The organism is Acidovorax delafieldii (assembly GCF_007993815.1).
In the GTDB taxonomy this organism is placed as follows: domain Bacteria; phylum Pseudomonadota; class Gammaproteobacteria; order Burkholderiales; family Burkholderiaceae_C; genus Acidovorax; species Acidovorax delafieldii.
The window spans coordinates 200,157-222,150 of sequence record NZ_VJWE01000018.1 but is presented as its reverse complement, the minus strand read 5'-3'; the positions used below and the strand labels follow the sequence as shown (position 1 = coordinate 222,150).

The following is a 21,994-nucleotide window of genomic DNA, read 5'->3' as shown; positions in this document are numbered from 1 at the left end:
CACAGCATAGGCGATGATGCCGCCGTAAACCAGAGTGCAGGCCCTGCCGTGGTGCCGATCCCCCCGTGGTATCCCGGTCATTGACTTTCGACGGGGCTCGGATATCGTGCTTTTCATCCAAATAAGAGAGGGGGGCCCGATGGGCAATGTCTATTTCTATGGCCTGACCGATTTCCAGGCGATCGCCACCGGGGCGGCCGTGCTGGCCAGCGGCGGTGGTGGCAGTTACCAAGACGCCTGCGCCATCGTGCAGCAGCTGGCAGACCAAGGCTACACGGGCACGGTGCAGGTGCAGGACTACGACGGCGCCACCAATGCCTGTGTGCTGGCCATCATGGGCTCGCCCGACGCGGCCGACAACCTCACCCTCACGGCGGTGCAAAACTCCATCAGCAACACCGTGGCCGTGATGCAGGCGTACACCGGCATGCAGCCAGGCGCCTTCATCCCGGTGGAGATCGGGCCCATCAATTCGCTGGTGCCGTTGATTGGCGCGGCCATGTCGGGCGGCAGCATCTGGGTGGTGAACGGCGATGGCGCAGGCCGTGCCGTGCCTGAGCTGCCCCAGACCACCTTCACCGCCCCTTCCGGGCCAGCGCCCAGTCCCGCCGTGCTGGCCAGCGATGCGTCCACGCTCGTGGCGGCGGAGTACGCGGTGCTGGGCTCCGGCACAGCGTCGGGCATCGAGTCGCTGGCGGGCGGGGTGGTGGGCGGTTTTGGCGGGTACTCGGGCATTGCGATGTGGCCCTCCAACGCAGGCAACCAGTTCGCGTTGTCGGGCAGCTACATTCCGGGCACGCTGGAGCAGGCACGCCAGCTGGGCCTGCAGCTCTTGCAGGCGGTCGCACCGCTCAGCACCCAGGCCGTGGCGGCGGGCATCCAGAACCTCACCGGCCGTGCCGCGCGCGCCGTGGTCACCAACTTTTTCATCACCTCGGTCAGCCAGTCCACGTCCAGCGCGTCGCTGGACTCGGGCATCATCCGGCTGGACAATGCACCCGACCCGGCCCAGAGCACCGAGACACATTACCTCTACAACCTCAACGAGAACCTGATCATGTATTCGGCGGCCAGCACCCCCCCCGACATCATTGCGCCCGACTCGATCTGCTACTACTCCGAGAGCACGGGGCGCGGTTTCTCGAACGCGAGCGACGACCTGGCCCAGTATTTCGATGCCACAACGGGCCGCAGCACCGGCAACCAGGTGAGCGTGATTGCGGTGCAGACTGCGCCCCAGCTCTACAACACCCCTGGTGTCGTGGCATCGTTTGCCGCGCTGCTGCGCAATATCGGTTACGCGGGTGGCATGCCGCCCGGCTGAACCCTGCAGCCCGCACCGACGCACGAGAGAAACGGAACGCTGTGAAAAAAGGTGGTCATGGCCATGGGTGAGGCGGACCTGAACAAGGAGCGGCTGGAGCTGGCCCTGGAGGCCGCCGGGCTCGACCTGTGGGAGAACGACCTCATCACCGGCAACGTCACGCGCAAGGCGACCAAGACGTTTGAAGAGCTGGGGTTCTCCGAGGATGAAATCGTCTCGGGCGTGCAGGACATCTACGGCCTGTTCCACCCCGACGACATCGACACCGTGCGCAAGGCCGTGGCCGACCACCTGACGGGCGTCACGCCGCAGTACCGGTGTGAGTTCCGGCTGCGCTCCAAGAGTGGCGAGTGGATCTGGTTTGCCAACTATGGCCGCATCATGGACGGCCACAGCGAGACGCCCGGCAAGCGCTTGATCGGCGTCACGTTCAACATCCACGACCGCAAGTGCCGCGAGACCGAGATCGCCCAGATCAACCAGCAGCTCACCGAGCAGAACCGCCTGCTGCAGCAGCTCAACGCCACGCTGGAGCGGCTGGCCGCCAACGACTCGCTCACGGGCCTGTCCAACCGCCGCACGCTGATGGAGCTGGGTGCCAAGGAATACAAGCGCACGGAGCGTTTTGGGCACCCGATGTCCGTGCTGGTGGCAGACATCGACCTGTTCAAGACCGTCAACGACCTGTACGGCCACCTGGCGGGCGACCGCGTGATCTGTGCCGTGGCCCAGGTGTGTGCTGGGCACAAGCGCAGCGGTGTGGACATCGTCGCGCGGTTTGGGGGCGAGGAGTTTGTCATCGTGCTGCCCGAGACCGACAGCGCGAGCGCGTTGCAAGTGGCAGAGTCGCTGCGCCGCGAGGTCGAGTCCTTGCTGGTGTGCGTGGGCGACGAAGGGCAGGAGGTGGCCGTCACCGTGAGCATTGGCGTAGCCACCCTGTACAAGGGCTCGGGGATGAATTTTGAAGAGCTGGTGAACCGTGCCGACCAGGCCCTCTACCAAGCCAAGGGCACAGGGCGCAATGCCGTGTACTGCGCCGACATGCCACCCGAAAAAGGGGGCGTGGTCGAGCAGGTTTCGCTCGACCTGGGAGGGGGGATCTCTCAGCCCTGAGGCCCGCGCGCAGCCTGGTGGATCGCCGCCCGGATGCGCGGGTAGGTGCCACAGCGGCAGGCATTGCCCGACATGGCGGCGTCGATGTCGGCATCGGTAGGCTGCGGCGTTTTCTTCAGCAGGGCACAGGCCGACATCAGCTGCCCGCTCTGGCAGTAGCCGCACTGCGCCACATCCACCGCGGTCCATGCGGTGCGCAGTGCAGAGGCTTCGGGACCCTGCAGGCCCTCGATGGTGGTGACCTGGGCGCTGCCCACGGCCGACAGGGGCGTGATGCAGGCGCGCACCGGCTCGCCGTTCAGGTGCACCGTGCAGGCGCCACACAGCGCCATGCCGCAGCCAAATTTGGTACCGTTCATCTGCAGTTCGCCGCGCAGCACCCACAGCAGGGGCGTGTCGGGTTCGGCGTTGACAGCGACGGGTTTGCCGTTGAGGTTGATGGTGGTGGTCATGGGGGCTCCGGTGCGTCGGGTCAGCTGAGCTTGAGCGGCAGCGCGCGCAGGCGCTGGCCGGTGAGGGCAAACAAGGCATTGGCTACGGCGGGTGCAATGGCCGGCATACCGGGCTCGCCCACGCCCTCGGGGGGCTCGGCGCTGGCGATGATGTGGGTTTCCACGCGGGGGCAGTCGGCCATGCGCAGCAGCGGGTAGTCGTGCAGGTTGCTCTGCTGCACCTGGCCGTCTTTGATCGTCACTTCGCCCCATAGCGCAGCGGTGAGGCCAAAGACCACGGCGCTTTCCATCTGCTGGGCAATGAGGTTGGGGTTGATGGCCGCGCCGCAGTCGACCACGCACACCACGCGGTGCACGCGGATGGCCTTGTCGGCACCCACCGACACCTCGGCCACCTGCGCGACGATGGAGCCGAACGACTGGTGCAGCGCCACGCCGCGCGCCCGTTGCACGCCCGACGCATCCGGCGGCAAGGGCTGGCCCCAGCCCGCCAGCTCGGCCGCCTTTTGCAGGACCTTCAGGTGGCGCGGGTGTTTTTGCAGCAGCGCGGCGCGAAAGGCCACCGGGTCCTTCTTGGCGGCGTGGGCTGCTTCGTCCACAAAACTCTCTTTGAAGAACGCCTGGTGCGAATGCCCCACCGAGCGCCAGAAGCCCACGGGCAGCGGCAGGTCGATGATCTCGTGGGCAATGCGTGCGTGGGGCCACTCGTAGGGCTGGTCGAACGCGCCTTCGGATGCGGTCTTGTCCGGCCCGGCGCCCGGCAGGCCAAAGGTGCGGGCCAGCACCTGCGGCACGATGGCCTGGCCTGCCGACACGTTGTGCCAGGCCACCAGCTGGCCCTGTGCGTCCAGCCCGGCCTTGAACCGGGCCACGCAGGCGGGGCGGTAGAAGTCGTGCTGCATGTCCTGCTCGCGGGACCACAGCGTCTGCACCGGCGCGCCGCCCGCGGCCTTGGCAATGGCGGCGGCTTGGGCCACATAGTCCACCTCCAGCCGCCGGCCAAAGCCACCGCCCAGCAGCAGCTGGTGCACGGTCACCTTGGTGTCGTCGATGCCCAGGGCCTTGGCGGCCGCCATGCGCGCCAGGCCCGGTACCTGGGTGGATGTCCACACGCTGGCCGCGCCATCCCTGAACTGTACGGTGCAGTTGATGGGCTCCATGGTGGCGTGGGCCAGGTAAGGCGCGCGGTAGTCGGCAGTGAGGGTGGTTGCAGCGCCTTGCAGGGCCTGCTCCACATCGCCCACGCTGTGGTAGCCAAAGCCCTGGGCCTGGTCCAGCGCCTGGGTCAGCTGGGTCATGACGGCGGCGCTCGACAGCGTGGCGGCGGGGCCATGGTCCCACTGCACGGTGACTGCGGCGGCGGCCTTCTTGGCGTGCCAGGGCGTGTCGGCAATCACGGCCACGCCGCCAGTGCCGCCGTGGTACGGCGCTACGGCCAGCACCTGCTTCACCCCGGGCATTTTTTGCGCGGCTGCGCCATCGAACTGGACCACTTTGCCGCCCCGCGTGGGGCACATCGCCACGCTGGCGTACAGCAGGCCGGGCGGGTGGACATCGATGCCAAACACCGCACTGCCGTCGAGCTTGGAGGGCGCCTCGATGCGGGTGAGCGGCTTGCCGATCAGCTTGAATTCAGCAGGCGCCTTGAGGGGCACCTTGCCCGGTGGCGGCTGCTGCGCCGCCAGTGCGGCCAGCTCGCCAAACGTGGCGCGCTGGCCTGCCGCGTGTTCCACCACGCCAGCGCTGGCCTTGCATTCGGCGGCCTGCACCTTCCACTGCACGGCGGCTGCATTGATGAGCATGGCGCGCGCGTGGGCACCGGCCTCGCGCATGGGGCGCCACAGGTCCTTGATGCTGCTGGAGCCGCCCGTCATCATCACGCCCACTTCGCGCATGGTCTTGGCGGTCAGCCAGCCCGCCACGGCCTTGATGGAGCCGTCGTTGTCGGGGTGGAACGGCAGGCCGTCCACCACCGTGGCCAGGTTGTTGTAGATGTCGTCGATGGGCGCCATCTCCAGCCGCACCTGGGCCCAGTCGGCGTCCAGCTCTTCCGCCAGGATGGCGGCCAGCCCGGTGTGCGCGCCCTGGCCCATTTCGGACTTGGCCATCATCACCGTCACTGTGTTGTCGGCGGCTACCTTGAGCCAGCCATTCAGAGCCACCTGGCCTGTGCCCTGGGGCAGGGGCTGCGCGGTGTGCAGCCGCTGGCGCGGGGGCACCACGCCCCAGCCGATGACCAGCGCGCCGGCTGTTGCGGCGCCACCGAGAAGCACTGTGCGTCGTTTCACCATGGGTTGTCCTGAGCGGTTGAGAAAGTGCACGCCGGCGCCTTCGATGGCAATCACCGCGTGGCAAGGGCAGGGGGCCATCCTAGCGCCACTGCGCAGCGCTGCGCTGCCGGCGAATGTCGGCTATGTGACGCTGCGCCGCACGCGCACGGCAATGCGGTTGAGCCCGACGGGCGTCAATCCCAGGTGGCGGGCTAGGTCTTTTTGCGGGATGCGCAGCGCCAGGTTGGGGTGTGATGCCAGGAAGGCACGGTAGCGGCCCTCGGGGGTGAGGGTGAGCAGTTCGCGCTCACGCGCCTCCTTGCGCGCGGCGTACACCAGGGTCAGCTGGTACAGCGCCTTTGCCCAGGGCAGGTGGCGTTCGGCCAGCGCGAGCAGCACGCCGTGGTCGATGCGCTCCAGGGTGGCGGACTCGATGGCCGTCACCATGAAGGCCGTGCGGCCGCCCGGCTGCAGGGCGGACACGCTGGCAAAAAAGCGTCCTTCTTCGGCAAACGACTTGATCCATTCCGTGCCGTCATCCTGCAGGTAGCTCAGCTTGAACAAGCCTGCTTGAACAGCGTAAACATACGGGTGCTGCACCCCCTGCAGAAAGACCGTGCCGCCTGTCTGTACCGCGTGCGTGGTGATGGCGCGCTCTGCCGTGGCCCAGTCGGGCAGGGCCTGCGTGCCCGCCGCCTGTGTGAGGAGCGACCAGAAGGCGGGGTGCGGGATGGGGGCCATGGCGCGCAGTATGCCGCGTGGCAGCGTGGCGAAGTTTCCGCCGCGCCTGAGGGTGAGAGCCTCCTTCGTTCGCCAATTAACCTGGGTTGATGACGACGGACGACGCCATGCCTAGAGTGCGGCCCATGTCACACGCTCTCACCCCCACCACCGCACGCCAAGCCACGTCCGCAGGCCCCTTGCCACGCACCATCGTCACCGGCGCCAGCTCGGGCATTGGCCGGGCGCTGGCCCTGGAGCTGGCACGGTGCGGCGTACCCGTGCTGGCCGTGGCACGGCAGGCCGAGCCGCTGCAGGCGCTGGCAGATGTCCATGGACTGATCGAGCCCTGGGTGGCCGACCTGTCCCGCATCGAAGAGATGGACGGCCTGGCGGCGAAGTGGCTGCTGCGCTATCCCGATATTGGCGCGCTGGTGAACAACGCAGGCGTCCAGCACGACCTGCGGGTGGACGATGCCGGCTACAGGGCACAGGACATGCGCGCGGAGGTCGGGATCAACCTGCTGGCGCCGATGGCGCTGACGCGTGCGTTGCTGCCCCATTTGCAGGCCCAGCAGCGCGCATGGGTGGTCAATGTCGGGTCGGTGCTGGGCTCTTGCCCCAAGCGCACGGCGGCGGTTTACAGCGCCACCAAGGCCGGGCTGGACCTGTTCACCCAGGCGCTGCGGGTGCAGATGCAAGGCAGCCCAGTGCGGGTGGTTCACGCTGTGATGCCGCTGGTGGACACGCCCATGACCCGGGGCCGAGGGCGCGGCAAGATCCCTGCCGATGTCGCTGCACAGGCACTGGTCCGCGGCCTGATGGCGGGGCACGCCGACATCCGCATCGGCAAGGCGCGCGCGGCCTGGCACTTGCAGCGCTGGGCACCCGGGCTGCTGGCCCGCCTGCTGCGCACGGCTTGATCCAAGCCTGCTGGCTCAACACCTGTCTTCTCATCGACCCCAGGAGATCACCCCATGGCAACCCGTTATGCCTTCTTCATCCACCTGCGTGCACTGCCCGAGTGGCTGCGTTTGCCCCGTGAGCAAAGGCGTGAGTTGGGTGAGGCGCACCTGCATGACCTGCTGCCCCGCTACCAGGGAGCCCTGCGCCTGCGCCACTTCGATGCCGAGGCCTTCGCAGCGCCCTGCAGCGACCTGATGCTGGTGGAAACCGATGACCCGCTCAAGCACTACGACTTCATGGAGCGGCTGCGCGATTCCCCCCTGCTCACCGTGCCGTATTTCGAGGTGCTGCAGATCCTGCCTGCCATCGAAGACGGCTATGTGGCGTTCGAGCGCGCCGAAACGGCTTAGGCTGCCTTGCAGTCGGCCAGCGCCGGAGCCTTGTGCGTGGGCTGCCGGTCCAGCCAGGCAATGTAGGCCGTGAGCGCCAGCGCACTCAGCGTGACGGCGGCCGCCACCAGCGGAATGGTCTGCAGCGACCACCCGGCCGTGATGACCGCGCCCCCCAGCCAGGCACCAATGGCATTGCCGAGGTTGAATGCGCCGATGTTGAGCGTGGACGCCAGGCTGGGCGCGTCGCCCGCCTGCGACACCACCCGCGCCTGCAGCGGCGTGCCCGCCGCGAACGACACCATGCCCCACACCACCACGGTGATGACGGCAGGCCACAGCCACACGCTGGTGAACGAAAACGCTGCCAGCACCCCCGCCAGCACGGCAAAGATGCCCATCAGCGAGGGCAGCAGCTTCCAGTCTGCCAGGCGGCCGCCCAGCAGGTTGCCAATGGTCAGGCCCACGCCGCACAGCAGCAGCACGCCGCTCACGTTCTGGGGGGAGACACCGGTCACGTCGCGCAGGATGGGCGTGATGTAGGTGAACAGCGTGAACATGCTGGTGGATGCGAGCACGCTCACCGCCAGCGCCAGCCACACCTGGCGAATGCGCAGCACGCGGAACTCGCCCAGCGCGCTGCCGCTGATCTGGTGGCGCAGGTGTGGCACCCAGCGCACCACGGCGGCCACGGCCAGCACCCCAATCACCACCACCGCCCAGAAGGTGGAGCGCCAGCCCAGGTGCTGGCCCAGCAGCGTGCCCAGCGGCACGCCCAGCACGTTGGCGAGCGTGAGCCCGGTGAACATCAGCGCCATGGCCTGGGCGCGCTTGTGGGGCTCCACCACGCTGGCGGCCACCACGGCGCCAATGCCAAAAAACGCGGCGTGGCAGAACGAGGTGACCACGCGCGCCACCATCAGCCACGCATAGCTGGGGGCCAGCGCGCAACCCACATTGCCCACGATGAACAGCACCATCAGCCAGGTCAGCGTGGTCTTGCGCGGCCAGCGCGCGGTGGCCACCGCCAGCAGCGGTCCACCCACAGCCACGCCCAGTGCGTAGGCCGACACCAGCATGCCGGCGGCGGGGATGGAGACGGACAGGTCACCTGCCACTTCGGGCAGCAGCCCCAGGATCACGAATTCGGTGGTGCCAATGCCAAAAGCGGCAATGGCCAGGGCCAGCAGGGGGAGGTTCATGGAGCGCAGAGGGACAAGAAAGCGGCACCAGAGCCGATGGGCCCAGGCGCGCAAAACTAGGGAAAACCCTTGGATTCTACGGAGGCCCCACAACCTTTGCAGGCCAAGGTTTTTGCATGAAATGGGCTGGTAGCGCTAGTGGTACATGCCGTGACAGCTATTGTTTTCATAGTGAATGCCATCCTTGCCCTTGTGCGCCTGTGGCGTGCATCGGGGGGGGGGTGAGTCGCCTCGCAACGGCCCCCTTGTGATGCGGGCTCTCAGCGGGGCTTGTACGCCACCCGGCGTATTTCGCCAACCGGCCCCGCTCTCCAGAATCCATTCCATCGCCCGATCCACAGGGGCTCCACATCGGGGCCCACCGGGCGAAGCGGTTTGATTGATTTCCTGATTGAAACCACCACCGGAGAAGCACACATGCAACGTCGTTATTCCCTCAAGGCCCTCGCGGCCGTCGCTACGCTCGCTGGCCTGTCTGCGCTGCCAGCCCACGCCCAGGACACGATCAAGGTCGGCATCCTGCACAGCCTGTCGGGCACCATGGCCATCTCTGAGACCGTGCTGAAAGACACCGTGCTCATGGCGATCGACGAGATCAACGCCAAGGGCGGCGTGCTGGGCAAGAAGCTCGAACCCGTGGTGGTGGACCCAGCCTCCAACTGGCCCCTGTTCGCCGAAAAGACCAAGCAGCTGCTGGGCCAGGACAAGGTCTCGGTCATCTTCGGCTGCTGGACCTCGGTGTCGCGCAAGTCGGTGTTGCCGGTCGTGGAAGAAATGAACGGCCTGCTGTTCTACCCCGTGCAGTACGAAGGTGAAGAGCTGTCCAAGAACGTGTTCTACACCGGCGCCGCGCCCAACCAGCAGGCCATCCCCGCAGTGGACTACCTGATGAGCAAGGACGGCGGCAGCGCCAAGCGCTGGGTGCTGCTGGGCACCGACTACGTCTACCCCCGCACCACCAACAAGATCCTGCGCGCCTACCTCAAGAGCAAGGGCGTGAAGGACAGCGACATCGACGAGAAGTACACCCCGTTTGGCCACTCCGACTACCAGACCATCGTGGCCGACATCAAGAAGTTCAGCCAGGGCGGCAAGACGGCCGTGGTCTCCACCATCAACGGTGACTCCAACGTGCCCTTCTACAAGGAACTGGGCAACGCGGGCCTGAAGGCCAAGGACGTGCCCGTGGTCGCCTTCTCGGTGGGCGAGGAAGAGCTGCGCGGTGTGGACACCAAGCCGCTGGTGGGGCACTTGGCCGCCTGGAACTACTTCCAGTCCATCAAGAGCCCGGCCAACACCGAGTTCATCAAGAAGTGGAGCGACTACGCCAAGGCCAAGGGCATTGCCGGCCACAAGGACAAGCCGCTCACCAACGACCCGATGGAAGCCACCTACATCGGCATCAACATGTGGAAGCAGGCTGTCGAGAAGGCCAAGAGCACCGATGTGGACAAGGTGATTGCCGCCATGGCCGGCCAGACCTTCAAGGCACCGTCGGGCATCGTCTCCAAGATGGACGAGAAGAACCACCACCTGCACAAGAGCGTGTTCATCGGCGAGATCAAGGCCGACGGCCAGTTCAACGTGGTGTGGAAGACCCCCGGCCCCGTGAAGGCCAAGCCATGGTCTCCTTACATCGAAGGCAACGACAAGAAAAAAGACGAACCTGAGAAGAAGTGATCTCCCCCTGAGCGGCTACGCCGCTTCCCCCTCTCTCACGCTGCGCGTGGGAGGGGGACGCCCCCAGCGCGGCGGGGCGGCCCTTGCGCGGGGGCCCTGGTCTAGGCCCTGCCCTCTGCATGGGCCTTTGCATATTGACCGACTGGCCCCTCCATGAATTTCTCTTTCGTATCTCGCCTCATTGTCTGCCTCTTGCTCTACGCAACTGCGCAGGCACAAGCACTCACCGCCGAGCAGGCCCTGGCCATGGCCGCTGGTGACACCGACGACCGTGTGGCCGCCGTGCAGCAGGCCGTGGTGGAGCCCAGCGAACGCACCGCCGCCTTCTTGCAGGCGCTGGCCGACGACGCGGTGAAGGTGGCCGATGGCAAGGCGCTGATCGTGCGCGATGACAAGGGCATCGACCCTGTCACTGGCGCCGAGGTCCCTGTGCCCGCCGATGCCGAAGACATCATCAACAACAACCGCATGCGCGGCGAGATCGACACGGCCCTGGCGGGCCTGGCGCTGTTTGGCAAGGACGAAACCCAGCGCATGGCCGCTGCCAAGGCGCTGGCCAAGGAGCCGGATGCAGGCCGTCTGCCCCTGCTCGACAAGGCACTGGCGCAGGAGACCAACGACAAGATCAAGACCCAGCTGGAGCTGGCGCGTGCCGCCACGCTGCTGGGCAGCGACGACCCCGCACAACGCATCGCGGCCGCCCAGGCACTGTCGCTCAGCGCCACACCTGATACGCGGCTGCTGCTCAACGAACGCGTCACCATCGAAGAAGACGCCAAGGTCAAGGCCGCACTGCAGGCCGCACTGCGCGCCATGGAAGGCCAGCTCGCCTGGGGCGAGCGCCTGGGCGCCGCGTTCTCGGGCATCAGCCTGGGCTCCATCCTGCTGCTCGTCGCCTTGGGCCTGGCCATCACCTACGGCCTGATGGGCGTGATCAACATGGCCCACGGCGAGCTGATGATGATTGGCGCCTACGCCACCTATGTGGTGCAGGGCATCTTCCAGAAGTATTTTCCGGGTGCGTTCGACTGGTACCTGGTCGCTGCGCTGCCCCTGGCCTTTGGCGCCTCGGCAGCCGTGGGTGCGGTGCTGGAGCGCGGCGTGCTGCGCTTTCTGTACGGCCGCCCCCTGGAGACGCTGCTGGCCACCTGGGGCATCAGCCTGGTGCTGATGCAACTGGTGCGCACGATTTTTGGCGCGCAGAACGTGGGTGTGGAAAACCCCGCGTGGATGAGCGGTGGCGTGCAGGTGCTCTCCAACCTTACGCTGCCCTACAACCGCCTCGTCATCATCGGCTTTGCCATCGCCGTTCTGCTGGGCATGGGCTACCTGATCGGCCGCACGCGCCTGGGCCTGTTCGTGCGTGGTGTGACGCAAAACCGCCCCATTGCCTCTTGCATGGGCGTGAACACGGCGCGCATCGACACCATGGCCTTTGCGCTGGGCTCGGGCATTGCGGGCCTGGCGGGTTGCGCGCTGAGCCAGGTGGGCAACGTGGGGCCGGACCTGGGGCAGAGCTACATCGTCGATGCCTTCATGGTGGTGGTGCTGGGCGGCGTGGGCCAGCTGGCGGGCACGGTGTATGCCGCGCTGGGCCTGGGCATCCTGAACAAGTTCCTCGAAGGCTGGGCGGGCGCGGTACTGGCCAAGATTGCGGTGCTGGTGTTCATCATCATCTTCATCCAGAAGCGGCCCCAGGGCATCTTCGCGGTCAAAGGGCGTACGGCCGACTGAAGCACCAGAGACGACTGATCATGACTACGCCAACCTCTCCCAACATCCAACTGCCCGCACCGGCGCCGCTGCTCACGCGCGGTGGCTGGTCGGCCTTTATCGTGGCGCTCATCGTGGTGTGCGCCGTGGCCCCCGTGCTCAACCTCTGGGTGCCCGCAAGCAGCATGTTCCACCTGTCGGACTACGCCGTGGCGCTGCTCGGCAAGATCATGTGCTACGCCATCTGTGCGCTGGCCATGGACCTGATCTGGGGCTACACCGGCATCCTGAGCCTGGGTCATGGCCTGTTCTTTGCGCTCGGCGGCTATGTCATGGGCATGTACCTCATGCGCCAGATCGGCCGCGACGGCAACTACAAGAGCGACCTGCCGGACTTCATGGTGTTCCTTGACTGGAAAGAACTGCCCTGGCACTGGGCGCTGTCCGACAGCTTCATCGCCACGCTGATCCTCATCGTGGCCGTGCCGGGCGTGATCGCGTTTGTGTTCGGCTACTTCGCCTTCCGCTCGCGCATCAAGGGGGTGTACTTCTCCATCATCACCCAGGCCATGACGTATGCGGCCATGCTGCTGTTCTTCCGCAACGAAACCGGCTTTGGCGGCAACAACGGCTTTACCGACTTCAAGCGCATCCTGGGTACGCCCATTGCCACGCAGAACATGCGCATGACGCTGTTTGTGCTGACGGGGTTGTCGCTGCTGGGCTTCTTCCTGCTGGCGCGCTGGCTGGTGCGCAGCAAGTTTGGCCGCGTGCTGCAGGCGGTGCGCGATGCCGAGAGCCGTGTCATGTTCTCGGGCTATTCGCCGCTGCCCTACAAGCTCACCATCTGGACCATCAGCGCCATGATGTGCGGCGTGGCGGGGGCGTTGTATGTGCCCCAGGTCGGCATCATCAACCCCGGCGAGATGAGCGCCGCCAACTCCATCGAGATCGCCGTATGGGCGGCCGTGGGCGGGCGCGCCACACTCATCGGACCCATCGTGGGGGCGTTCATCGTCAACGGTGCCAAGAGCTGGCTCACGGTGACGGCGCCGGAGTTCTGGCTGTACTTTCTGGGCGCGCTGTTCATTGCGGTCACGCTGTTCCTGCCCGACGGTGTGGTGGGGCTGGTCAAGAAGCTCAAGGCAAAAATGACAACAACGAAGGGAGCCGCGCAATGACGCCCGATCTGATGGAAGAAGGCGCGCGGCGGCTGCAGAAGACGCTGGCGCCCGTCGCACTGGGTCAGACCGAGTCGGGTGGCCGCGCTGCAGGCTTCTCGCGCATTGCCACGCCGGGCGAAGTGGACGTGACCCACGGCCGCATCCTGTACCTGGAAGACGTGCATGTCAGCTTTGACGGCTTCAAGGCCATCAACGGCCTGAGCCTGGACATCGCACCCGGCGAGCTGCGCTGCATCATTGGCCCCAATGGTGCGGGCAAGACGACGATGATGGACATCATCACCGGCAAGACCCGGCCCGACAAAGGCACGGTGTTCTTTGGCTCCACCATCGACCTGCTACGCCACAACGAGCCCGAGATTGCGAGCCTGGGTATCGGCCGCAAGTTCCAGAAGCCCACGGTGTTCGAGCAGCTCAGCGTGTTCGAGAACCTGGAGCTGGCGCTCAAGACCCACAAGGGCGTGAAGTCCAGCATGTTCTTCAAGCTCGACTCCGCACAGTCGGACCGCCTGGCCGAGATCCTGCACACCATTCACCTGGCCGACAGCGTCACGCGCCAGTCGGGCAACCTGAGCCACGGGCAAAAGCAGTGGCTGGAGATTGGCATGCTGCTGATGCAGGACCCCAAGCTGCTGCTGCTGGACGAACCCGTGGCCGGCATGACAGATGAAGAAACCGCCCGCACTGCGGAGCTGTTCCTCACGCTCAAGGGAAAACACTCGCTCATGGTGGTGGAGCACGACATGGGCTTCATCCGCACCATCTCAGAGAAGGTGACGGTGCTGTGCGATGGCTCGGTGCTGGCCGAAGGCACGCTCGACCAGGTGCAGGCCGACGAGCGCGTGATCGAGGTGTACCTCGGCCGGTAAAAGTATTCACTATCAAAAATATAGCTGCCGGCGCATATTGAACTAGCGCTAGCGGCCAAAAACACCCCAAGTCACCATGCTCACCGTCCAGAACATCAACCAGTACTACGGCGGCTCCCACATCCTGCGTGACGTGAGCCTCACCGCCACCCCGGGCAAGGTCACTGTGCTGCTCGGCCGCAACGGCGTGGGCAAGACGACGCTGCTCAAAAGCCTCATGGGGCTGGTGCCCATCAAGAGCGGCAGCATCAGCTTCGACGGCAAACCCATCGACAAAGCCACGCCCTACGACCGGGCGCGCGCAGGCATCGGCTTTGTGCCGCAAGGCCGCGAAATCTTCGGCCGCCTGACCGTGGAAGAAAACCTGCGCATGGGCCTGGCCTACAAAAGCGGATCGACGCCGGTGCCTGCACACCTGTACGAACTCTTCCCTGTGCTCAAGCAGATGCTCAAGCGCCGGGGCGGTGACCTGTCGGGCGGGCAACAACAGCAGCTGGCCATTGCCCGCGCGCTGGCCCCTGGCCCGCGTTTGCTCATCCTGGACGAGCCCACCGAGGGCATTCAGCCCAGCATCATCAAGGACATCGGCCGCGTGATCCGCATGCTGGCCGACCAGGGAGAAATGGCCATCTTGCTGTGCGAGCAGTACTACGACTTTGCGCAGGAACTGGCCGATGAGTACCTGGTGATGGAGCGCGGCGAAGTCATTGCCCGCGGGCCAGGTAGCGAGATGGAGGCCAAAGGCATTCGCAACCTCGTGGCGATTTAAGAGCGCACCCCCTGAGTCGCCTGGGTCGCCTGCCCCGTCTCTCGCTGCGCGGGAGGGGACGCACCCGGTGGCCTGGCGGGGCCAGTTCCACGGGTGCATTAGCGAGGGGCGTGCCAGTTTCAGAGAGCTGAAGGCAATGCCACGGCGGGGGAAGGTGCTTCCATCGCCTCCACCAGCAGTCGCGTGAAGGTGTCATGCAACGGCGAAGCCGGTGCGTTGTTCACCGTAGCGATGCCCAGCTGGTAGGCGATGCGGGGCCTGAACGGGCGCGACGTGATCGCCTCGTACGGGCAGTGCTGCGCCAGCAAGGCGTTCACGATCGAGACCCCGAGCCCCTGGGCCACGTGGGCGCAGGCCTCGCTGATGGAGTGCACCTCCAGCGCCACGCGCGGCTGCACGCGCCGCTGGCGAAAGGCCATGTCGATGTCGTGGCGGATCTGCCGCTGGCGCCCCAGCAGGATCAGGCTGACGTCGATCAGGTCGGTGGGGCTGACCTCTGCCAGGCCTTCGAGCGCATGGCCCCGGGGCATGATGCACACGGCTTCGGAGTCCAGGCTGGCGCGGGTGCTCAGTCCCTGCATTTCCATGGGCAGGCGCACGAGGCCGATGTCCGCATCGCGGCTCAGCAGCGCGCGCTCGGTGTCGTTGTACGAGCCTGACAGCACCTCCAGCACCACGTCCGGGTGCGCCTGCATGAAGCGCTTGGCCAGCAGCGGCATCAGCGTGGTGGCCAGCGTGCTGGGCACCGCCACCTTCAGCAGGCGCCGCTTGAAGCCGCCCAGGCGCAACTGTTCGGCATGGCGGCGAAAGCACTGGGCCGAATCCATCAGCACCTGGGCGTCGTGCAGCAGCGCATGGGCTTCGGCCGTGGGGCTCAGGCGGCCTTTTCCGCGCACGAACAGACGCAGGGCCAGGTCCTCCTCCAGCTGCGCCAGCAAGCGGCTGATGGCGGGCTGCGACAGCCCCATGCGCTCGGCCGCGCCGGTGGTGGAGCCGCTGAGCATGATGGCCTGGAAGGCCTCGAGTTGCTTGAAGTTCATGGGGTGGAAAAGGGGCAGACGTTCGGGTATGCAGGCAGCCAGCCTGCATCTTTGCACTGCTGCCACGACAGCGCAAACCTGCGGTCTATTGCATAGGGTCATCAGCGTTCGTCATAGCGTTGTGGCCGAGCACCTCGCTCCACAGAATCGGCGGCGTCATCAGCCAACCTGGCACCACCCCTTCAAGGAGCAAGATTTCATGAGGCGCTCATTTCCCTTCGCGCTGGCCGCCTGCGGCCTTTCCGTTTCGGCTGCGGGGCCCGCTGCCGCACAGGACCTGCAGGTCTATGGCCAGGTGCGACTCACCGTCAACAATGTCAAGACCGGCAACGCCGGTTCCGTCACGGAAGAGCGCGACAACGCATCCCGCCTGGGCTTTCGCGGCAAGGAAGACCTGGGCGATGGCCTGGCCGCCTTGTTCGGTCTGGAGATGGGGCTCGAAGCCGACTCCGGCGCCGCCACCACGCCAGCGTTTCGCAACAGCTATGCCGCCTTGCGCGGCAGCCTGGGCACGGTGGCGCTGGGGCGGCTCGACTCCGCCAACCCGACCGGTTCGCCGCTGTACTCGCAAGTCACGCGCATCACCTCGTTCGCCGCCAACGATGCCGGGGCCACGGCCATCGGCACCTCCATCCTGAACGCGCGCAACCGCACGTCCAACGCCATCGGCTACCAAAGCCCCACCTGGGGCGGCGTCAACCTGCGGGCGCGCTACTACCTGCGCGGCGATGCCAAGACGCCCGAGCAGGAAAACGGCGCCAAGTCGCTGGACCTGGGCCTCAACTATGCCGACGGGCCCTGGTCGGCAGGCATCGGCTACGGCAAGGACACGCGCCCCGGTGGACTGCTGGCCAACGAGTTCTCGAGCAAATGGCAGGCCGGCGTGCGCTACGACTTCGGCGCGATCGAGCCCTATGTGCTGCTGGGCCGCGATACGTACGCCAGGACGTCGGCCACCACCCGCGCCGATGTGGACTACTGGCTGGTGGGCACCCGCTTTTCAGCTGGCCAGCACGCCATCGTCGTCAACGTGATGCAGCGCGATGTGCAGGCGTCGCTGCGCGGCCTGCGCAAGCGCCAGCAGGTAGCCTATACCTATGCCCTGTCCAAACGCACCGAGCTGCAGGCCTTCATCGACCGCGACGGCGTCGATTCGAGCCGCAGCAATGTGTCCGTGCGCGCCATTGGCGCGGGAGTTCGCCATGATTTCTGATAACAAGCACCGCATGATTCCCTGGTTGTCCCGCATGCCGCAAACGCTCGCGCTGTTGTGTTCCTTCATGCTGTGCCACCCGCTGATCGCGGGCGCGGCCGAGTTCCCCGAGAAGCCCGTGCGCATCGTGATTCCGTTTCCGGCAGGGGCAGCTGCGGACACGGCCATGCGTGTGGTGGCACGCAAGATGTCGGACCAGTGGCGGCAGCCTGTCGTCATCGACAACCGGCCCGGTGCGCACGGCTTCCAGGCGGTCTCCTCGGCGCCGGCCGACGGGTACACGCTGCTCATGGGCGCAGGTTCCGGCATGGTGACGGCGCCGCTGCTGTCCAGCAAGCTCACGTACAACCCGTCGCGCGACTTCGTGCCGGTGGGGCGGGTGGTGGTCAACGTGCCCATTCTCACCACGCACCCGAGCCTGCAGGTCCGCACGGTGCAGGAGCTTATCGAGCTGGCGCGCAAGAACCCCGGCGGCCTGAACTACAGCACCAGCGGCAACGGCAGCCCGGGGCATTTGTCGATGGAGATGTTCCAGGCGGCCACCGGCACGCGCATGGTGCAGATCCCGTACAAGGGCGGCGGCCCGGCGGTGAACGAGCTGGCGGGCGGGCATGTGCAGCTGGGCATCAATGCGGTGCCCAGCGTGGCTGCGCATATCAAGGCGGGCAAGCTGGTGCCGCTGGCGGTGGCCAGCGCCAAGCGCTCGCGCGCCTTCCCGCAGGTGCCGACCATGGCCGAGGCGGGCCTCAAGGACTTCGAGTACGACATCTGGTACGCCCTGTTCGCGCCCACGGGCACGCCGGCGGAGGCGGTGCAAAAAATCAGCAAGGTGCTGCGCGCATCGCTGGCCGATGCGGAGGTGACCGCCTCGCTGGTGGCGCAGGGTGCGGAGCCCGCGCCCACCACGCCGCAGGAGCTCGGCCGCTTCATCCAGGAAGACACGGCGCGCTGGGCCAAGCTGGTCAAGGACCGCAACCTCAAGCTCGACTGAGGCAGGACCTTCCATGACCACGATGATGAATCCAATGGCTCCGTCCGCTGCCCCGGCCGGTGTGGGCGGGGTGGTGCGGCACACCTGTCGGGTGCCCATGCGCGATGGCGTGCACCTGGCCACCGATGTGTATCTGCCGGCCGGCCACACCGGCCCCCTGCCGGTGCTGCTGGAGCGCACACCCTACGGCAAAGACGAACCCACCCGGCGCGAGCGCACCGCCGCCAACCCCGCACCCCTGCGGCGCGGCGAGGTGGCCGAGCGGTTTGCCCGCGAGGGCTACGCGGTGGTGGTGCAGGACTGCCGGGGCCGCTTCGACTCCGAAGGGCAGTTCACCAAGTACCTGGGCGAGGCCCACGACGGCGCCGACACCATGGCCTGGATCGTGGCGCAGCCCTGGTGCAACGGCTCCGTGGGCACCTACGGCCTGTCGTACGCGGCACACACTCAGACGGCGCTGGCCAGCCAGCGGCCCGCCGGGCTCAAGGCCATGTTTCTCGAATGCGGCGGCTTTGCCAATGCCTACCGGGGCGGCATCCGCCATGGGGGCGCTTTCGAGCTCAAGCAGGCCGTGTGGGCCCTGCGCAATGCGCGCAGCGGCAGCAACAGCCTGAGCGACGCCGCGCGCCAGGCGCTCGACCAGGCAGACATCGGCGAATGGTTCTTGCGCCTGCCCTGGACGCGCGGCGATTCGCCGCTGCAGTGGGCGCCCGAGTACGAGGACTATCTCTTCGGCCAATGGGAGCGCGGCAGTTTCGATGACCACTGGCGCCAGCCCGAGCTGTATGCGGCAGGCCACTACGGCGCCTTCGAAGGCGTGGCCGTGATGCTGATGTGCGGCTGGTGGGACCCGTATGCGCAGACCACCACCGACAACTACCTCGGGCTCTCGCAGCGCGGGCAGGGCGACGTGCGCATGGTGCTGGGCCCCTGGACGCATGGCGAGCGCAGCGTGCCGTACGCGGGTGATGTGGACTTCGGCCGCGATGCGGTGCTGGATGGCACGCTTGCACCCGACTACGTGCACATGCGGCTCGCGTGGTTCAACCACTGGCTGCGCGGGCACCCGCTGCCCGAGGGGCAGGACGATGCCGTGCGCTACTTCCGCATGGGCGGGGGCACGGGTCGGCGCACGCCGCAAGGCCGGCTCGACCATGGCGGCGTCTGGCGCAGCGCGGCCCGCTGGCCTGTACCGGCGACCACGCTGGTGCCCTGGTACCTCGCGCCGGGCGGGCTGCTGTCGCAGTCCGTACCGCAGGCCGAGGCCCAGGCCGGTTTTTGCTTCGACCCCGCAAGGCCGGTACCCACCATCGGGGGCTCCGTCACCTCGGGCGAACCGCTGATGGTGGCCGGTGCCTACGACCAGCGCACGCACGACGGGCTGTTCGGTGCGCAGGCGCCGTTCGGGCCGCTGGCGGGCCGGGACGACGTGCTGGTGTTCCAGACGCCGCCGCTCGACAGCGATGTGGAGATCACCGGCCCGGTGACCATCGCGCTGTGGGTGTCGTCCACCGCATCCGACACCGACTTCACGGCCAAGCTGATCGACCAGTACCCGCCCAGCGAGGACTACCCCGAGGGTTATGCGATGAACCTCACCGACGGCATCCTGCGCTGCCGCTACCGCGACTCGTGGGAGCAGCCGGGGCTGATGGCGCCTGGCGAAGTGGTGGAGATCACCATCGAGCCCATGCCCACGTCCAACCTCTTCCGCCGGGGCCATCGGATACGGCTCGACATCTCGAGCAGCAACTTCCCGCGGTTCGACGTCAACCCCAACACCGGCGCTCCGGAGGGCAGTGCGGGGCCACGGGTGGTGGCGTTCAACACCGTGCACATGGGGCCGGGGCGTGCGTCCTGTGTGGTCTTGCCGATGCAGCCCATGGCGTCTGCCGAGGACTCCCCCGCGCGGTGAACCAGGGCGCCCGGGCGGCGGCTCAGCGGCGCGTCGCCGTGGGCGCCGCGCCGCGCCAGCGCGACACGCTCTCCATGATCAGCACCGTGCACACCATCCACGTGCCGCCCAGCAGCCAGCCTGCCAGCACATCACTGGCGTAATGCACGTGCAGCACCACACGGCTCCAGCCGGTGGTGAAGATCAGCGCGCCGGCCAGCACCACCGCAGGCAGGTGCCAGGCGCGGGGCAATAGCCGCGTGGCCAGGTAGGCCAGCATGGCATAGGCCACCATCGATGCGCTGCTGTGCCCGCTGGGAAAGCTGTAGCCGCTGGCCTCGGCGATGCCGTGCGTGTGCTCGGGCCGCACGCGCTCGAACAGACGCTTCAGCACCTTGGTCAACGCGCCGTTGCCCGCCATGGCCACCAGCCAGCCGGTGGCCAGCAGGCGGTGCCGGCGCAGCCACAGCAGGGCGGCCACGCCCAGCGCCAGCGCGGTCAGCACCCAGGTGTCGCCCAGGTGGGTGAGGGTGGCAAACCATTGCAGCACGGCTGCGGATGCCTGTGCTTGCAGGCCTGCAGCCAGTGCGTCGTCCAGTGCGCCCCAGGTGCCCGGGGCGCGCCCGCTTTCGGCCAGCTCTGCCAGCGTGGCACCTGCCAGAGCCAGCGTGCAGGCCGAGGTGGCCATGGCGGCCACCAACACCCAGCGCGCTTGCGCCGGAAACATGCGGCCCAGCGGGGCGCCTGCGTGTTGTCGCAGGCGGCGCAAGCCGGTCAAGGCGACGCTACCCAGCAGGGCAAACGACAGCACGCCAGCCATCCACCAGCCCAGGGGGTGTTGCGCCAGCAGGGCGCCGATGTCGGTGGCGGTCAAAGCGCTGGAGGTTGTGGTCATGGAGATAGTGGGTCCTTTCTTCGGATGCACCCGCAGGGCAGGCGGCCCATGGAGAGAAGCCGTGGGTTGTACCGAAGTTCCCAGCATCCCGTTGCATGGTGGGTGTATTGCATCGTCGCTGCCGCTGTCGGAGCCGGCTGACAAAGGGTAGGCGTGGCTACCGGCTGCACGGGGGTCAGCCGTTTGTCACCATGGAGTGCCCTGCAATCCGTGTTGGCGCTCATGGTGTGGTGTGGGCCTGCGGGCTCGCCCGGTCGCTGCGATTGGCTCAGCGCGGTGTGGGGTTGCTCTTGTTTGTTGCAGAGTTTTTGAATGACACCTTCGGAACACACCCTCCCTCCCCAGCCCCGTGGCCCCATCCATCTGGTGGTGCCCCGGCGGCCAGGTGCCGACCTGGACCTGCTGCGCGCCAAGCTCGAAGGTGTGCCTGCCCTGCAGGCGCACGACGTGGTGTGGCACGTGCCTGACCGGCGCGCCGACATCGTGCAGCTGGCCGAGCAAGCCGCCCAGGCCGCGCAGGATGATGGCGGACTGGTGGTGGCCGCCGGGGGTGACGGCACCATCAACGCGGTGGCGTCGGCCGCGCTGCGCGCCGGGGTGCCGCTGGGGGTGGTGCCCATGGGCACCTTCAACTATTTCAGCCGCGAGCACGGTCTGGCGCTGGACCCCGAGACCGCCGTGCAGGACCTGCTGCAGGCGCTGCATGCCGGGGACCTGCGGCCGGTGCAGGTGGGGTTTGTGAACCGCCGCATGTTTGTGGTCAACGCCAGCGTGGGCCTGTACCCCAAGATGCTGGCCGACCGCGAGATGGCATCGCGCCGCTTTGGCCGCAAGCGCTGGGTGGCCATAGCGGCGGCGGTGTGGAGCCTGTTTCGTCCCGCATCGGGCCGCCGCTGGCGCGTGGTGATGAAGACGCACCAGGGCGCTGAGGCGCACCAGGAGGAGCATCTGGTCACCACCCTGTTTGTGGGCAACAACCCCCTGCAGCTGGACCGCATGGGCCTGCCGCAGGCGCAGAAGGTGGCAGACGGCGGGCACTTGGCCGTGGTGATGCTCAAGCCCCAGGGGCGTTGGGCCATCGCCCGCACCGTGTGGAACGCGGCCACCGGCCAGCTCGACAAGGACAACGCGGTGGTCAGCATGGCGTGTGCCGAGCTGACCGTGGCGCCCGCCAGCTGGCGGCCCCCGCAGGTCAAGGTGGCGTTTGATGGCGAGCGGGAGTGGATGGCGCCGCCCCTGCATTTCCGCATCAGTGCGCGGCCGCTGTGGCTGGTGGCACCGAGCCCGCTGGTGCGTGATGGTGCAGCGCAGACCCCACCACCAGAAGAGATTGCTTTCGCAGCCTCCGCAACCGACACGCCTGCGCCCGG

At 67.1% G+C, this 21,994-nt stretch carries 19 protein-coding genes and 1 pseudogene; 13 read left to right on the top strand and 7 right to left on the bottom strand.

Going from position 1 to position 21,994, the window contains the following annotated elements; genetic code table 11:
• Positions 1–139: 139 nt before the first annotated feature.
• Together ATF69_RS21865 and ATF69_RS21860 are read left to right on the top strand one after the other, a co-directional pair.
• Positions 140–1,324: an S-methyl thiohydantoin desulfurase domain-containing protein gene (locus ATF69_RS21865; RefSeq protein ID WP_146872266.1), complete on the top strand. Its 1,185-nt coding sequence runs from the start codon at positions 140–142 to the stop codon at positions 1,322–1,324.
• Between the two features lie 57 nt (positions 1,325–1,381).
• Positions 1,382–2,437 carry a sensor domain-containing diguanylate cyclase gene (locus ATF69_RS21860; protein WP_225580894.1) on the top strand — a complete coding sequence of 352 codons (1,056 nt, stop codon included), beginning with the start codon at positions 1,382–1,384 and terminating at the stop codon, positions 2,435–2,437.
• On the opposite strand, the gene ATF69_RS21855 is transcribed toward ATF69_RS21860, so the two are convergent.
• The 3 genes from ATF69_RS21855 to ATF69_RS21845 form a co-directional block, all read right to left on the bottom strand.
• Complete coding sequence (locus ATF69_RS21855; protein ID WP_146872265.1) at positions 2,428–2,889, bottom strand: (2Fe-2S)-binding protein; 462 nt, start codon at positions 2,887–2,889, stop codon at positions 2,428–2,430. The two genes, ATF69_RS21860 and ATF69_RS21855, sit on opposite strands and share 10 nt — an antisense overlap.
• A 20-nt stretch (positions 2,890–2,909) precedes the next feature.
• The gene (locus ATF69_RS21850; RefSeq protein ID WP_146872264.1) at positions 2,910–5,180 is read right to left on the bottom strand and encodes a xanthine dehydrogenase family protein molybdopterin-binding subunit; all 2,271 of its coding nucleotides are present in this window, start codon (positions 5,178–5,180) and stop codon (positions 2,910–2,912) included.
• A 120-nt stretch (positions 5,181–5,300) separates the two neighbouring features.
• Positions 5,301–5,900: a Crp/Fnr family transcriptional regulator gene (locus ATF69_RS21845; RefSeq protein WP_146872263.1), complete on the bottom strand. Its 600-nt coding sequence runs from the start codon at positions 5,898–5,900 to the stop codon at positions 5,301–5,303.
• Positions 5,901–6,025: 125 nt separating this feature from the next.
• On the opposite strand from ATF69_RS21845, the gene ATF69_RS21840 reads away from it, so the two are divergent.
• Positions 6,026–6,802 carry an SDR family NAD(P)-dependent oxidoreductase gene (locus ATF69_RS21840; RefSeq protein WP_158641503.1) on the top strand — a complete coding sequence of 259 codons (777 nt, stop codon included), beginning with the start codon at positions 6,026–6,028 and terminating at the stop codon, positions 6,800–6,802.
• A 54-nt stretch (positions 6,803–6,856) separates the two neighbouring features.
• Positions 6,857–7,195 carry a darcynin family protein gene (locus ATF69_RS21835; RefSeq protein ID WP_056747353.1) on the top strand — a complete coding sequence of 113 codons (339 nt, stop codon included), beginning with the start codon at positions 6,857–6,859 and terminating at the stop codon, positions 7,193–7,195.
• On the opposite strand, the gene ATF69_RS21830 is transcribed toward ATF69_RS21835, so the two are convergent.
• Positions 7,192–8,376 (bottom strand): MFS transporter, encoded by a 1,185-nt coding sequence (locus tag ATF69_RS21830; protein ID WP_108497591.1) that lies wholly within the window; start codon positions 8,374–8,376, stop codon positions 7,192–7,194. The genes ATF69_RS21835 and ATF69_RS21830 overlap by 4 nt on opposite strands.
• A 417-nt stretch (positions 8,377–8,793) precedes the next feature.
• Between ATF69_RS21830 and urtA the strand changes: the two genes are divergently transcribed.
• The 5 genes from urtA (at position 8,794) to urtE (ending at position 14,591) form a co-directional block, all read left to right on the top strand.
• On the top strand, positions 8,794–10,056 hold the full coding sequence (gene urtA / locus ATF69_RS21825) for an urea ABC transporter substrate-binding protein (RefSeq protein WP_056641426.1): 1,263 nt from the start codon (positions 8,794–8,796) through the stop codon (positions 10,054–10,056).
• A gap of 153 nt (positions 10,057–10,209) precedes the next feature.
• On the top strand, positions 10,210–11,790 hold the full coding sequence (gene urtB, locus ATF69_RS21820) for an urea ABC transporter permease subunit UrtB (RefSeq protein WP_146872261.1): 1,581 nt from the start codon (positions 10,210–10,212) through the stop codon (positions 11,788–11,790).
• A 20-nt stretch (positions 11,791–11,810) separates the two neighbouring features.
• Complete coding sequence (gene urtC, locus ATF69_RS21815; protein WP_146872260.1) at positions 11,811–12,950, top strand: urea ABC transporter permease subunit UrtC; 1,140 nt, start codon at positions 11,811–11,813, stop codon at positions 12,948–12,950.
• Positions 12,947–13,822, top strand: coding sequence for an urea ABC transporter ATP-binding protein UrtD (gene urtD / locus ATF69_RS21810; protein ID WP_056060633.1), 876 nt, complete (start codon positions 12,947–12,949; stop codon positions 13,820–13,822). The genes urtC and urtD overlap by 4 nt, the downstream gene beginning before the upstream one ends.
• Before the next feature lie 76 nt (positions 13,823–13,898).
• Positions 13,899–14,591 carry an urea ABC transporter ATP-binding subunit UrtE gene (urtE, locus tag ATF69_RS21805; RefSeq protein WP_056060636.1) on the top strand — a complete coding sequence of 231 codons (693 nt, stop codon included), beginning with the start codon at positions 13,899–13,901 and terminating at the stop codon, positions 14,589–14,591.
• A 119-nt stretch (positions 14,592–14,710) separates the two neighbouring features.
• Here urtE and ATF69_RS21800 read toward each other — a convergent pair whose 3' ends face one another.
• Positions 14,711–15,631 (bottom strand): LysR family transcriptional regulator, encoded by a 921-nt coding sequence (locus tag ATF69_RS21800; RefSeq protein ID WP_146872259.1) that lies wholly within the window; start codon positions 15,629–15,631, stop codon positions 14,711–14,713.
• Positions 15,632–15,830: 199 nt separating this feature from the next.
• Here ATF69_RS21800 and ATF69_RS21795 point away from each other — a divergent pair, with 199 nt between their 5' ends.
• The 3 genes from ATF69_RS21795 to ATF69_RS21785 are packed head-to-tail and all read left to right on the top strand — an operon-like array spanning position 15,831 to position 19,750.
• Positions 15,831–16,844 carry a porin gene (locus ATF69_RS21795; RefSeq protein WP_146872258.1) on the top strand — a complete coding sequence of 338 codons (1,014 nt, stop codon included), beginning with the start codon at positions 15,831–15,833 and terminating at the stop codon, positions 16,842–16,844.
• Positions 16,845–16,878: 34 nt separating this feature from the next.
• The gene (locus ATF69_RS21790; RefSeq protein ID WP_395458123.1) at positions 16,879–17,835 is read left to right on the top strand and encodes a Bug family tripartite tricarboxylate transporter substrate binding protein; all 957 of its coding nucleotides are present in this window, start codon (positions 16,879–16,881) and stop codon (positions 17,833–17,835) included.
• A 13-nt stretch (positions 17,836–17,848) separates the two neighbouring features.
• Positions 17,849–19,750 (top strand): CocE/NonD family hydrolase, encoded by a 1,902-nt coding sequence (locus tag ATF69_RS21785; RefSeq protein ID WP_244303789.1) that lies wholly within the window; start codon positions 17,849–17,851, stop codon positions 19,748–19,750.
• A 22-nt stretch (positions 19,751–19,772) separates the two neighbouring features.
• On the opposite strand, the gene ATF69_RS21780 is transcribed toward ATF69_RS21785, so the two are convergent.
• The gene (locus ATF69_RS21780; RefSeq protein ID WP_146872257.1) at positions 19,773–20,624 is read right to left on the bottom strand and encodes a phosphatase PAP2 family protein; all 852 of its coding nucleotides are present in this window, start codon (positions 20,622–20,624) and stop codon (positions 19,773–19,775) included.
• A gap of 312 nt (positions 20,625–20,936) precedes the next feature.
• Between ATF69_RS21780 and ATF69_RS23520 the strand changes: the two are divergent.
• Positions 20,937–21,263 (top strand): annotated as a pseudogene (locus ATF69_RS23520) (diacylglycerol kinase family protein); the annotation flags it as partial.
• Here ATF69_RS23520 and ATF69_RS23515 read toward each other — a convergent pair.
• Positions 21,257–21,874, bottom strand: coding sequence for a hypothetical protein (locus ATF69_RS23515; RefSeq protein WP_425291798.1), 618 nt, complete (start codon positions 21,872–21,874; stop codon positions 21,257–21,259). The pseudogene ATF69_RS23520 and the gene ATF69_RS23515 sit on opposite strands and share 7 nt — an antisense overlap.
• Positions 21,875–21,994: the final 120 nt, after the last annotated feature.

What these genes read in the sequence shown, in the direction of transcription:
- urtC (WP_146872260.1), top strand. Translation starts at nt 11,811, where the DNA reads ATGACTACGCCAACCTCTCCCAACATCCAACTGCCCGCACCGGCGCCG.
- urtD (WP_056060633.1), top strand. Translation starts at nt 12,947, where the DNA reads ATGACGCCCGATCTGATGGAAGAAGGCGCGCGGCGGCTGCAGAAGACG.
- ATF69_RS21835 (WP_056747353.1), top strand. Translation starts at nt 6,857, where the DNA reads ATGGCAACCCGTTATGCCTTCTTCATCCACCTGCGTGCACTGCCCGAG.
- ATF69_RS21850 (WP_146872264.1), bottom strand. Translation starts at nt 5,180, where the DNA reads ATGGTGAAACGACGCACAGTGCTTCTCGGTGGCGCCGCAACAGCCGGC.
- ATF69_RS23515 (WP_425291798.1), bottom strand. Translation starts at nt 21,874, where the DNA reads ATGCGGAAATGCAGGGGCGGCGCCATCCACTCCCGCTCGCCATCAAAC.
- ATF69_RS21780 (WP_146872257.1), bottom strand. Translation starts at nt 20,624, where the DNA reads ATGACCACAACCTCCAGCGCTTTGACCGCCACCGACATCGGCGCCCTG.
- ATF69_RS21845 (WP_146872263.1), bottom strand. Translation starts at nt 5,900, where the DNA reads ATGGCCCCCATCCCGCACCCCGCCTTCTGGTCGCTCCTCACACAGGCG.
- ATF69_RS21865 (WP_146872266.1), top strand. Translation starts at nt 140, where the DNA reads ATGGGCAATGTCTATTTCTATGGCCTGACCGATTTCCAGGCGATCGCC.
- ATF69_RS21785 (WP_244303789.1), top strand. Translation starts at nt 17,849, where the DNA reads ATGACCACGATGATGAATCCAATGGCTCCGTCCGCTGCCCCGGCCGGT.
- ATF69_RS21830 (WP_108497591.1), bottom strand. Translation starts at nt 8,376, where the DNA reads ATGAACCTCCCCCTGCTGGCCCTGGCCATTGCCGCTTTTGGCATTGGC.
- urtE (WP_056060636.1), top strand. Translation starts at nt 13,899, where the DNA reads ATGCTCACCGTCCAGAACATCAACCAGTACTACGGCGGCTCCCACATC.
- ATF69_RS21795 (WP_146872258.1), top strand. Translation starts at nt 15,831, where the DNA reads ATGAGGCGCTCATTTCCCTTCGCGCTGGCCGCCTGCGGCCTTTCCGTT.
- ATF69_RS21790 (WP_395458123.1), top strand. Translation starts at nt 16,879, where the DNA reads ATGCCGCAAACGCTCGCGCTGTTGTGTTCCTTCATGCTGTGCCACCCG.
- urtA (WP_056641426.1), top strand. Translation starts at nt 8,794, where the DNA reads ATGCAACGTCGTTATTCCCTCAAGGCCCTCGCGGCCGTCGCTACGCTC.
- urtB (WP_146872261.1), top strand. Translation starts at nt 10,210, where the DNA reads ATGAATTTCTCTTTCGTATCTCGCCTCATTGTCTGCCTCTTGCTCTAC.
- ATF69_RS21855 (WP_146872265.1), bottom strand. Translation starts at nt 2,889, where the DNA reads ATGACCACCACCATCAACCTCAACGGCAAACCCGTCGCTGTCAACGCC.
- ATF69_RS21860 (WP_225580894.1), top strand. Translation starts at nt 1,382, where the DNA reads ATGGCCATGGGTGAGGCGGACCTGAACAAGGAGCGGCTGGAGCTGGCC.
- ATF69_RS21840 (WP_158641503.1), top strand. Translation starts at nt 6,026, where the DNA reads ATGTCACACGCTCTCACCCCCACCACCGCACGCCAAGCCACGTCCGCA.
- ATF69_RS21800 (WP_146872259.1), bottom strand. Translation starts at nt 15,631, where the DNA reads ATGAACTTCAAGCAACTCGAGGCCTTCCAGGCCATCATGCTCAGCGGC.